Below are 11,697 nucleotides of genomic sequence, written 5' to 3'. Positions count from 1 at the left end.
GTTACTCGACAGGGCTCCGTCAATGGGTACGTTTTTGCGCTTAAGGCTTCTGCAGCCCGGGGGTGAATGCGGGGCTGAAATCCTCGGCCTCGAACAGCGGGCGGATCTCGATATCGGAGTCGCCGGGCATCGGGTTCGGGCAGCGCTTCACCCATTCGACGGCTTCCTCCATCGATTTCACCCGCCACACCCAGTAGCCGGCGACGAGTTCCTTCGTTTCGGCGAACGGGCCGTCGATCACCGTGCGGCTCTTGCCGGAAAAGTGCACGCGCTTGCCGTGGCTGCTCGGGCGCAACCCGTCGGCCGCGAGCAGGATGCCGGCTTTCATCAGTTCCTCGTTGAACTGGCCCATCGCGCCCAGCATGTCGGGGTCGGGCATTCGGCCGGATTCGGAATCGGCGGTGGCTTTGACTATGACCATGACGCGCATTGTCGTATCTCCTCGAACGTGAATAGTGAATAGGGCGCTTGCCGGCGGTGCGACGGCAAAACGATCGGTTACGACGATACGACGCGCGACGGCGACGCGAATCGACATCGTGGGCGAAAAATTGTTCACGCGCGATCGAAGCGGTGGGGAGCGCCGCGCGGCCGCTGTCACGGAGTGCATCGGCAAAACTGGTATGCTGGCCCGCATCACGTGTACGTGGAGGGTGCCATGGCTGCCAAGGAAGTCTCGAAGAAGAAGTACCTGAAAATCCTGAACAAACGCCTGCGTGCGGAGCCGGCGGCCCCGGCCGGCGCGTCGTTCGTCTTTTTCCCGCTGGGCGCGAAGGCGAAGCATGCGACGGGCGTCGTGTCCGGCGACGCGCGCAGCAAGCGTGAACTGGCCGTGATGGCCGCGATCCAGCGCAAGGCGGCCGAAGAATTCATCGTCGCCGACGCCTGACCGGCCGCGGCCGCGCCGCTGCCGGATGACCGCCGCCGCGCGTTACGCGGCGGCGGCTTCGCAATGGGCGATCGCGCCGGCGAGCACGCGCGATTCATGCAGCCCGCCGGGCGGCACCGAACGCTCGCCTGCCCGAAACGGCGCAAAAACCGACCGCCGCGATCAGGACGCCTCGTCCGCCGCCGCCGCCGGATACCGGCCGCCGCCGCCCGTCTCGTCGCCTGCCGCCAGTTGCTCCAGCGCGAGCCCCTTCGTCTCGATCCCGAGCGTCCAGACGGCGATGGCCGCCGCGACGAACGACAGCGCACCGAGCGTGAACACGCCGCCCTGACCGAACACCGGCAACACGACGCCGACCACGTAAGGCCCGATCAGCGAGCCGATCCGGCCGATCGCCGACGCGAAGCCCGAACCCGTCGCGCGTGCGCCGGTGCCGTACAGCTCGGGCGTGTACGTGTACAGCGCCGCCCACATCCCGAACAGGAAGAACTGCATCGCGAGGCCCGTGACGATCAGCAGCGTCGTGCTGCCGCCGTACAGCGCGCTCTGGCCGTACGCGTACGCCATCGCGCCGCCGCCGATCAGCGAGGCGATGCAGGTCGGCTTGCGGCCCCAGCGTTCGACGAGCCACGCGGCGCACAGGAAGCCCGGCACGCCGCCGAGCGAGATCAGCACCGTGTAGAACACCGATTTCGTGACTTCGAAGCCGGCCTGCTGCAGCAGTGCGCCGAGCCACGACGTGAGGCCGTAGAAGCCGAGCAGCGCGAAGAACCACAGCAGCCATACCATCACCGTGCGGCGGCGGTACACGCCACTCCAGATCTCGCGCCATGCGCCGCGGCCACGGGCGACGGCCGGCTCCGCGAGCCGCGACGGCGGCGGCAGCGTCGCGACGCCGGCCGAGCGCATCACCTTTGCCTCGATCGACTGCATCACCGCGTCGGCTTGCGCGTGCCGGCCCGCATGTTCGAGCCAGCGCGGCGATTCCGGCACGATACGGCGCACGACGAGCACGAACACGGCCGGAATCGCGAGCAGCGCGAACACGGTGCGCCAGCCGAATTGCGGCAGCACGAAATACGCGACGATGCCGGCCGTGATGAAGCCGAGCGGCCAGAAGCCGTCCATCAGCGCGATCAGGCGGCCGCGCTTCTCGGTCGGCACGAATTCGGACAGCAGCGTCTGCGCGACCGGAAACTCCATGCCCATCCCGATGCCGAGCAGCACGCGGTAGACGATCAGCGCGTCGACGCTCTGTGCGGTCGAGCACAGGTACGACGCGGCGCCCCACAGCACCATGCTCCACTGGAAAACGGGCCGGCGGCCGAAGCGGTCGGCGAGCAGGCCGGCGACGGCCGCGCCGAGCACCATCCCGAAGAAGCTCGCGCTCGCGACGAGGCCGGCGGCCGCGGTCGACAGCCCGAACTCCTTGCGGATCGAGCCGAGCACGAACGTCATCGTGCCGAGGTCGACCGAATCGAAGAAGAACGCGATCGCGATGATGAAGAAGATGCGCTTGTGATAGCCGGAGAACGGCAGGCGTTCGAGCCGGGCGGCGGCGGAGGCGGGAGCGGTGGCGGCGGGCATGGCGTCCTCTGAAATGAAAAAGGGGCCGCGCAGCGCATGCTCCAGGGCCCCGATGCTTCGTATTCAGTAGACGCGACCACAAACTGCCGCATCAGAGGAAAAGCGCCGCCTGCTTGCCCAAATGCGTCATCGGCGGGCGGCGCGCGTGACGCAGGTCGTCGTCAATTCTTCAGTTTGTAGCCGGTGCGGAACATCCACGCGACGATCGCGAGCAGGATCACGAGGAACAGCGCGGTCGCGGCGAGACTGATCCACACGTGCACGTCGGCGAGCCCGTAGAACGACCAGCGGAAGCCGCTGATCAGGTAGACGATCGGATTGAACAGCGTGATCACGCGCCACGCGGGCGGCAGCATGTCGACCGAATAGAAGCTGCCGCCGAGGAACGTGAGCGGCGTGATGATCAGCAGCGGCACGAGCTGCAGTTTCTCGAAGCTGTCGGCCCAGATGCCGATCACGAAGCCGAACAGGCTGAACGTGACGGCCGTCAGCACCAGGAACAGCACCATCCAGAACGGATGCAGGATGTGCAGCGGCACGAACAGGCCGGCCGTGGCGAGGATGATCACGCCGAGCAGGATCGACTTCGACGCGGCCGCGCCGACGTACGCGATCACGATTTCCCAGTACGACACGGGTGCGGACAGGATCTCGTAGATCGTCCCGGTGAAGCGCGGGAAGTAGATGCCGAACGACGCGTTCGAGATGCTCTGCGACAGCAGCGACAGCATCACGAGGCCCGGCACGATGAACGACCCGTAGCCGATGCCGTTCACGTCGCTGATGCGCGAGCCGATCGCCGAGCCGAACACGACGAAATACAGCGACGTCGAGATCACCGGCGCGATGATGCTCTGCATCAGCGTACGGCGCGTGCGGGCCATTTCTGCGCGATAGATCGCGCGGATGCCGTGAAAATTCCAGTTCGCCATGTGCGTTAGGCCCCTTGTGCGCCGTTGCGGCGATTGTCGATCAGGCTGACGAAAATATCCTCGAGCGAACTCTGCGTCGTGTGCAGGTCGCGAAAGCCGATGCCGGCCGAGCCGAGCGCGTTGATCAGCTTCGCGATGCTCGCATCGTCACGCTGCGAGTCGTACGTGTAGACGAGCGCGGCGCCGTCCTCCGCGCGTTCGAGGCCGAACGGCGCGAGCGCGGGCGGCACGTCCGCGAGCGGCTGCTCGAGCTGCACGGTGAGCTGTTTCTTGCCGAGCTTGCGCATCAGTTCGCGCTTTTCCTCGACGAGCACGAGTTCGCCGCCGAGGATGATGCCGATCCGGTCGGCCATCTCTTCGGCCTCCTCGATGTAGTGCGTGGTCAGCAGGATCGTCACGCCGCTTTCGCGCAGCGAATCGACGAGCTTCCACATGTCGCGGCGCAGCTCGACGTCGACGCCGGCCGTCGGTTCGTCGAGGAACAGGATGCGCGGCTCGTGCGACAGCGCCTTCGCGATCATCACGCGGCGCTTCATGCCGCCCGACAGCGTCATCAGCTTGTTGTCGCGCTTGTCCCACAGCGACAGCGCCTTCAGCGTCTTCTCGATGTAGGCGGGATCGGGCGCCTTGCCGAACAGGCCGCGGCTGAACGACACGGTGGCCCAGACGGTTTCGAACGCGTCGGTGGTCAGCTCCTGCGGCACGAGGCCGATCATTTCGCGGGCCGCGCGGTATTGATCGCGGATGTCGTGGCCGCCGACCGTCACGCGGCCTTCGGTCGGCGTGACGATGCCGCAGATCGAGCCGATCAGCGTCGTCTTGCCGGCGCCGTTCGGCCCGAGCAGCGCGAAGATCTCGCCGGGGCGGATGTCGAGGGTCACGTGCTTCAGCGCCTGGAAGCCGGACGAGTAAGTCTTGGAGAGGTCTGAGACGGAAAGGATCGGTTGCATGCTCACGGATGGCACGGCCGCCCGGCGCGACGGCGGGCGCCGCGCGTGCCCGGCGCCGCCGCCGCTGCGAAGCGGCCGGGACCGGGGACGGCATGGCGAACGGGCGTCATGTCGAACGGTATTGTGGTGCGGGATCGCGGGACCGCCATATTAGCAATCGGCAGATCGAAATGCATTTCGGTGGAAAGGCCGCGTCGTGCCGGTGCCGGATTTGCGTGAATGGCGGCGATATCGACTCATGATTCGGTGTTTTATTCGAGCGAAGCGAACAATGCGGAGAGTTTTCCGCGAACCGGCCGCGACCGCGCGCCCGCTCGGCGGCCCGGCCGACTGTGCTGCCTGCCGGCCCGCGCGCCGTACCGGGACGGCACGCGTGGCGCTCGCGATAATGCGTTCCTTTCACGGTGATACGGAGCGGCGCATGTCCTTGATCGATTTCAAATCCGTGGCGGATGCACAGGCTGCCGCCTGGAAATCCACGATCGTCGGCGAAGTCGGGCCGGCCCGGATCAAGGTGCTGCGCATGGATGCGCAGCCTTACGAAGCGGAAGTGCATGACTACGACGAGGGGCTGCTGGTGCTCGACGGCACGCTGATGCTGGAAGTCGACGCGGAAACGGTCGCGGTCGGGGCCGGGCAGATGTACCTCGCGCGCGCCGGCACGCGCCATGCGGTGCTGCCCGGCAGCCACGGCACACTCGCGATCATCGACGTCTGAGGTTGCGGCGCAGCATGCGTGCGGGCCGCCGAAGGCCGGCCGGCCTGGCTCGGCGCAGATCGGCGGTGGCCGTTCAAACGCGTGTTCCACGGCCCGGTATTTGTCTGAGCAAATAAAATGAAGGCCGTTTGAAAAACTGTCAAATACCGTGCACGCGCTAGGATCGCGCGGTTTCATCCGTTTGGAACTCTGCATCCATTTACTTGTGGGAAGCGTCCGATCATAGTCTCGACAAACGACGCATCACGATAACGAATCAAGCGTACGTATGGAGACCACGCCATGAGACGCCTATCCGCAGGGCCAGCGGGACTGCCGTTTTCCGATATTTCGCTGAATGCAGGCGCGACGCAGGTCGCGCGGCTGCATCGTCACGTCGCCGTGTAGCGGCGAGCCATAGCGGCGAGCCATAGCGGCAAGCCACTTTCCGTTTCGATCGTTCCGACGGCGCCGTGCCGCATGACGGCGCCGCGGGAGCGCGCTCGTCTGCTGCATGTGCCCGACCGGCATCGCGGCCGCCTTGCGTGCATCGTCATGCGCCGCGCCTTTCGGGCGGCGGCGCGATACCAACCGGCGGGCCATGCAGCCCGGCCGGACGAGACTTGTCGTACCTGAAAAGGAGGGGTAGATGATTTGCATTCCTGAATGGCGGAAGGCGATCCTGGCGTGCGCGGTGCTGGCGCTGCCGTTCGTCGCCGGTTGCGGCGGCGGCGACGATCCGGGGCCGATCACCGTGCCGCAGTGCTCGGGCAGCGCATGCGGGCCGAGCGGCGCGGAAACGACGCCGCCCGTCGTGACGAAGCTGTGCCCCGACGCGCTCGATTACACGACGACGTATACGGGCGGCGCCGGCAGCGGCGAGTACGTGAAGGTGAAATTCGATACGACGAAGCTCACCTATCAGATGCAGTTCATCGAATCGTCGGTGCCGACCTCGGCAGGGCAGGTCAACACTACGCGCGCGGGCCTGACGATCAGCGGCGCGTTTCATCATCCGACCAATCTTCCGACGGCCGAGCAGAATCGCTGTGCGTTCGTGCTCGACAGCGGCGCGACGAGCGACGGCGCGTATTCGGTGACGATCAATCGCGCGGATCCGCCGATGCTGTTCGTCGGCAACGGCGTGGTGGGCGGCGGCATTCCGGGCGCGACGATCGCGTTCAAGGGCCTCGAGCCGATTCCGGGTCTGGTGCTCGGGGTCGTGCCGTCGCGCACGTTCGATTTTTATCCGTTCATCGGCTTCGTCGAAACGGAAACCGACTTCACGAAGGTCGCAGGCAACTACAACGAGGTCGGCATTCACCTGTCGCCGGTCGGCTCCAACTATCAGAATTTTCTCGGACCAGTCGGCTGGCAGCCCGACGTCATCAACTGGAACCAGACGCTCAACGCAGACGGATCGTGCACGATCACGCAGGGCAGCGACTACTCGTGTCAGACCACCGGAACGCCGTGGACATTGCGCAAGAACGCGGACGGATCGGCCGACAACGTCTTCGTGAGCAATGCGAAGGCCAGCGCGCTCGGCTCGGTCGTCTATCCGTTTGCCGGACAGGGGTCGGCCATCGTGATCCTGGCTCCCAGCCAGGCGAAGGGGATCATGATCGTCGGCAAGCTGAATGGCGTGCTGGTGCCGGTGGTGATTCGTGTCGGTTACACGCACGTCGACGAGAGCAACGTCCTTGCGTCGGTTGCCGATGCCGAAGTCGGTATCTCGATGCTCTCGTCGACCAAGGCGATCGCGGCGAATTCGCTGAAAGGCGGGTACATCGGCGCAACCAGCGCGTCGGCGTGCGGTATCGTGACCTCCGATGGCCCGACCGGTGCCATTGCGACAGGCGGCCCGAGCTTCGACATCACTATTCCGCATCCGGACTTGCCGGGTACCTTCAACGGCGGTTTCTTCCTGCCCGAAGCCGGCACCTGCAACGACGGCACCGCCGTGTCGACGATCGCCGCGAACTATACGTCCACGCTGTTCCAGGGCAATACCGCGGCGTTCATCGATCCGCAGACGTCGTCGGTCACCTCGCAGTTCTCGCTCGACTATACGCAGGCCACGCCCGGCAAGATCAAGGTCACGGCCACGCAGGGCTTCAACGCGAAGGGTGCGACCGGCGACGTCGCGATCTTCAGCAAGGGCGACACGGGCTGGCTCGTGACGGCCGGCAACGTCTACGCGATGGTCGTCGACAACAACAAGGTCAATCCGTTCTTCACGGTCGGCGCGTTCGTCCAGTAACCCTGCATTGAACACGTAACACCGGCGGCGCGTGCGTCGCCGCCGGCGAATCGAATTTCAAGAGGATTCCTATGAATGTGAAAAATTGGATGGCCGCAGTGTCGCTCGCGCCCGTGCTGGCCGCATGCGGCGGCGACGGCGACCCGCCGCCCGCGCCGGCGGTGCGGCTGTGCCCGCAGACGATCGACTACAACACGGTGTTCATCGGCGGCTCCGGGTCGGGCGAGCTCGTGAAGGTGCAGCTCGACACGACGAAGATGACGTACCGGATGACCTACCTCGCGTCGCCGGTGCCGACCGCGACGGGCACCGTGCAGCCGACCCGCGACACGGCGCCCGCCAACGTGGTCGACGGCACGCTGGCCGACGAAACGGGGCTGCCGACGGTGAAGCTGAACCAGTGCACGTTCCGGATGCAGAACGCAAGCCTCGACCCGAGCCGACCCGCACGGCTGTTCCTCGGCGAGGGCGTGCTGGGCGGCGCGATCCCCGGCGCGACGATCCAGTTCGACGGCGTGATCGGCGTCGGCAAGATCCCGAAGACGACGTTCCCGTACTACCCGTTCATCAGCTTCTCGTCGCTCGAAACCGACCTGACGAAGATCGCCGGCACGTACAACCAGCTCGGCTATCACCAGGTGCCGTCGCAGAACTTCCAGCCGGTGGCGCTCGACCAGAAGGTGACGATCGACGCGGACGGCAGCTATACGGAAACCGACAACTTCGGCAAGAAGAACGGCGGGCAGCCGCTTGCATCGAGCGCGACCGTGAACCAGCCGTTCACGCTGCGTCCCGATGCGCCGGCATTCCAGTCGCTCAACTACCAGCCGCAGATTCCGCCGACGCTCGCCGCGCTGAATCCGGCGAAGGCCGGCAAGGGGATCCTGATCGTCGGCAAGCTGCGCAACCAGCTCGTGCCGATCTTCATCCGTACCGGCGCCGCGAATGCGGACCTCACGCAAGGCCCGCCGAGCGCGGACGACGAATCGGGCATCTCGTTCCTGAGCCCGCAGACGGCGATCGTGCAGGGCTCGCAGGACGGCGAGTACACGGGCGTCGACAGCGCGTTCAACTACCGCGCGACCGCGCTCGTCGGCGCGCAGGCCACGCTGCTCGATCCGTTCAACGCGTCGCAGGCCGCACTCACGCGCGCGCTGAACCTCGACTACACGCAGAAGGTGCCGGGCGTCGTGACGACCGTGCATGCGGATGCGGCGTCGGGGCCGGCGACCGGCAAGTTCGTGTTCACCGGCGGCGTGTTCGGGTTCCTCGACATGGCCGATACGAGCAACCCGTACTTCACGGTGGGCGCGTTCGTGCAGTGACCGCGTGCGGATGGAGACACGGCGGCGCCGCGCGCGAATGCGCGGCGCCCGGACGGAATGAGGGGGAGACTTCATGAAGAAGCTGATTGTCGCGGGTGTCGTCGCAGGCGTATCGACGCTCGCATTGGCCCAGCAGGCGGGCGACAACGTCGCGACGCTGGGTTGGCTGCACATTATGCCGCAGGATTCGACCAACGGGCTGACGACGAATCTCGCGAACATGCCGATCAACGGACCGTTGCGCCTGCCCGGTTCGTTCACGTCGCCGGGCACGAGCCTGACGGTCAACAACGCCGATACGGTCGGCCTCACGCTCACGCACTTCTTCACCGACCACATCGCGGTGACGTCGGTGCTCGGCGTGCCGCCCGAGTTCACGCTCACCGGGCACGGCGTGATCAGGCCGCCGGGTCCGGCCGGCGCGCTCGGCAACGTCGACATGGACAAGTCGGCGAACCAGCCGGCCGTGAAGAACGCGCGGCAGTGGAGCCCGACGATCATTCTGCAGTACTACTTCAATTCGTCGACGGCGAAGTTCCGCCCGTTCGTCGGGATCGGCGTGGCCTACAGCTGGTTCAGCAACATCGAACTGAACGGCAACTTCGCGAAGGACATCAACGAGAACCTCGGCAGCGTGCTCGCCGCCGGCGCCGGCAAGCCGGGGGCGACGTCGGTGGAGGGCAAGGCGTCGTCGTCGTTCACGCCGGTCTACAACATCGGCGCGAGCTATGCGATCGACAAGCACTGGGGGCTCACGGCGACGCTGACGTACATGCCGCTGAAGACCTACTCGTCGCTGGTGATCAAGGCGGCCGACGGGTCGACGCTCGCGACCACGCGCACGAAGTTGAAGGCCGACCCGCTGATCACGTTCGTCGGGATTTCCTACAAGTTCTGAGCCGACCGGCGCGTATGACGCGTGCCGGCGGCTTCCTGCGACCGGCCGGCCGGCTCGTTCCGGCCGGAAGGTTGCGTTCCTGGCGGCGTGCCGCCATTCGTGAAGAGAGGGGGCAGTTCAAATGAGCATTCGCACAATCGTATCGCTTGTTGCTGCAGTGGCTTTCACCGCGGTCTCGGCCGCGCCTGCTTTCGCCGTCACCGTTTCGCGCGCCGATGGCCAGCCGATGAATCCGAACGGCGAGCCGTTCTCGGCGACGGGGCTGACGATCCTTGCCAAGGGATCGATCAACGCAAACTGCAACGCGACCTTCAACGGCACGATCACGTCGACCGGTATCGTCAACATCACGTCGACGACGTTCTCGGGCGGCGCGACGTGCGGCCTGATCAGCGGCAGCGCGAGCAGCACGTCGCCGTGGACGGGGCAAGCCGACAGCACGACGCAACTGTCGATCAACAACGTGAAGGTGAACGTCACGTTGCTCGGCACCTGCGGGCCGAGCAAGGTCGTGACGGCGTGGAGCGATGCGAACTCGTCGCTGACGTTCAACAACGCCGCGCTGACGCCGGACTGTACGGTGGGCGGTACCGTCCTGACGTCGCCGAAGTTCCACGTGCAGTAAGCGTCGCGCGAGCGGAGCCGGGCGTCCGCCATGGACGAAGACCGTGCAACGATGCACGGCGGGCGATCCGGTTTCGCGATGCATTCGCGTCGTCGCGCGTATCGGCGTGACGACCGGCTGGCCGCCTGCTTCGCGATCCGATGCGGGCGGCCATGCAGGGGCCGGCGAGACGCACCGTGCCACCTGCGTCGATGGACATAGAACGATCATTTCGATTTGCCAGAACCATTCCGGACCACCCATGCTCACCGACCCAGCGAAGTATGGCGATGCCCGCGGCGCGACGCCCGACCGGCTGCGCACGGCCGCGTGGCTGCAGTACCTGATCGACTACCTGAACGAAGCGACTTGCGTGGCGACGCGCGACATCTGCGCGCCGGCCGCTACGCCGACGCACGCGGCACGCGTGCGCGCCGGCGCGAATCTGTCGCATGAAGCGATCGGTGTCCTGCACGAACTCGCGCCGTGGATTGCGACGGACGGTGGCGGTTGCGCATGCGATGCGACCGATGTGTGCATGCACGTTCCCGACGCACGGCAGCTCGCGCGTGCGGAACGATACTGCCCGGGATCGCGCGCGGCATTCGATGCGGCGCATGGCTTCATCGATGCGTGGGCCTTCGACGATCCGAACGACGGCTGGGCCGCGCTCGAGCGGATTGCCGACGGTGTCGCGCCCGACAGCGACGAGGTCGACACGGACGAAATGCGGGAGCGGCTCGCGAACGGTGAAGTGCCGCCGCTGGCGAAGAACCTGAGAGAACGACGCGCCACCGCCGCGGCGGCCTGCGTGGAGCCGTCGGCCCGGCCGGGGGCCGTCATCGACGCGATCGTGCTGCGCGTCTGCGGGCCGCGCGACGATGCGGCGCGCATCGACGAGATGGCCGCGCTCGCGATGTTCTGCGCGGAGCTTGCAGCCGGCAAGGAGATTTCCTTCGCCGCGTACGGCGGTCAGCACAATCTGGTGGCACGGGCGATCCGCGAACGACGCACCGATCTCGCGTCGGTGGCCGGGCTGCTCGCGGCGGTGTCCGTGTGCCGGCTCGACCGGCTCGTCGGCGCGGGCAGCTTCTGGGCGTATTACCTGCTCGCGGGCATCGTGATCGCGGCGCCGGGCTTGGTGCGCGAGTTCGCGCGGCGTTTTCATGGAGACGCGTGGCAAGCCTGGCTCGACGAAGCGCTCGCGTGGCCGGCGGTCAACCGCTTCGGGATGAAGGAGGATGTCGCGTTCGATCGGCTACGCGGCGCGATGAGCCTGACGTCGCGATCGAATCCGATCGTGCGCGCGAAACGTGTGCGGGCCGCTACGCGGGTACGGTTTTCCGGAGACTGAATGAATATGGCATCGCACGCCATACCTTCGGTCGATGCGGCGATCGTGCCGCTCGACCGCCTTCACTTCGCGGATCTCGAAGCCGGCGCTTGCAGATTCGACAACTGGTTGCAGTCAGCCAGCGGCGGATACGTCACCTGTCGGGCCCCGGCGCCGGCTTGGGCGACGAAGTGCGGTTCCTGCCGACGCTCCCGCCGG

The 11,697-nt window shown here is 66.4% G+C and carries 11 protein-coding genes; 7 read left to right on the top strand and 4 right to left on the bottom strand.

Going from position 1 to position 11,697, the window contains the following annotated elements:
* Positions 1-40: 40 nt before the first annotated feature.
* A complete protein-coding gene (locus WS95_RS09065; RefSeq protein ID WP_034206113.1) occupies positions 41-430 on the bottom strand; it encodes a YciI family protein in 390 nt (129 codons plus the stop codon).
* Between the two features lie 228 nt (positions 431-658).
* Between WS95_RS09065 and WS95_RS09060 the strand changes: the two genes are divergently transcribed.
* Positions 659-889 (top strand): hypothetical protein, encoded by a 231-nt coding sequence (locus tag WS95_RS09060; protein ID WP_034204228.1) that lies wholly within the window; start codon positions 659-661, stop codon positions 887-889.
* Between the two features lie 162 nt (positions 890-1,051).
* Here the strand turns inward: WS95_RS09060 and WS95_RS09055 are convergent, their stop codons facing one another.
* From WS95_RS09055 to WS95_RS09045, 3 genes are all read right to left on the bottom strand, one after another.
* On the bottom strand, positions 1,052-2,476 hold the full coding sequence (locus WS95_RS09055) for an MFS transporter (protein ID WP_059823369.1): 1,425 nt from the start codon (positions 2,474-2,476) through the stop codon (positions 1,052-1,054).
* Positions 2,477-2,637: 161 nt separating this feature from the next.
* Positions 2,638-3,408 carry an ABC transporter permease gene (locus WS95_RS09050; RefSeq protein WP_059823367.1) on the bottom strand — a complete coding sequence of 257 codons (771 nt, stop codon included), beginning with the start codon at positions 3,406-3,408 and terminating at the stop codon, positions 2,638-2,640.
* 5 nt (positions 3,409-3,413) lie between these two features.
* Positions 3,414-4,358 carry an ABC transporter ATP-binding protein gene (locus tag WS95_RS09045; protein WP_059823366.1) on the bottom strand — a complete coding sequence of 315 codons (945 nt, stop codon included), beginning with the start codon at positions 4,356-4,358 and terminating at the stop codon, positions 3,414-3,416.
* Between the two features lie 421 nt (positions 4,359-4,779).
* Here WS95_RS09045 and WS95_RS09040 point away from each other — a divergent pair, with 421 nt between their 5' ends.
* The 6 genes from WS95_RS09040 to WS95_RS09015 all read left to right on the top strand — a co-directional run bounded on the left by WS95_RS09040 (position 4,780) and on the right by WS95_RS09015 (position 11,499).
* Positions 4,780-5,076 (top strand): cupin domain-containing protein, encoded by a 297-nt coding sequence (locus tag WS95_RS09040; protein WP_059823365.1) that lies wholly within the window; start codon positions 4,780-4,782, stop codon positions 5,074-5,076.
* A 628-nt stretch (positions 5,077-5,704) separates the two neighbouring features.
* Positions 5,705-7,318, top strand: a complete 1,614-nt coding sequence (locus tag WS95_RS09035; protein ID WP_059823363.1) for a DUF2957 domain-containing protein — start codon at positions 5,705-5,707, stop codon at positions 7,316-7,318.
* A gap of 71 nt (positions 7,319-7,389) precedes the next feature.
* On the top strand, positions 7,390-8,643 hold the full coding sequence (locus tag WS95_RS09030) for a DUF2957 domain-containing protein (RefSeq protein WP_059823361.1): 1,254 nt from the start codon (positions 7,390-7,392) through the stop codon (positions 8,641-8,643).
* Between the two features lie 73 nt (positions 8,644-8,716).
* Entirely contained in the window at positions 8,717-9,541 is an 825-nt protein-coding gene (locus WS95_RS09025) for an OmpW/AlkL family protein (RefSeq protein ID WP_059781197.1), read from the top strand.
* Between the two features lie 121 nt (positions 9,542-9,662).
* Complete coding sequence (locus tag WS95_RS09020) at positions 9,663-10,166, top strand: hypothetical protein (protein WP_059823359.1); 504 nt, start codon at positions 9,663-9,665, stop codon at positions 10,164-10,166.
* A 241-nt stretch (positions 10,167-10,407) separates the two neighbouring features.
* Entirely contained in the window at positions 10,408-11,499 is a 1,092-nt protein-coding gene (locus WS95_RS09015) for a hypothetical protein (RefSeq protein WP_059823357.1), read from the top strand.
* Positions 11,500-11,697 lie beyond the last annotated feature (198 nt).

Origin of the sequence: Burkholderia sp. MSMB1826 (genome assembly GCF_001526325.1) — a bacterium.
GTDB lineage: Bacteria > Pseudomonadota > Gammaproteobacteria > Burkholderiales > Burkholderiaceae > Burkholderia.
Note: the sequence above shows the minus strand (reverse complement) of the source record. Positions and strands in the feature narration are given on the sequence as shown.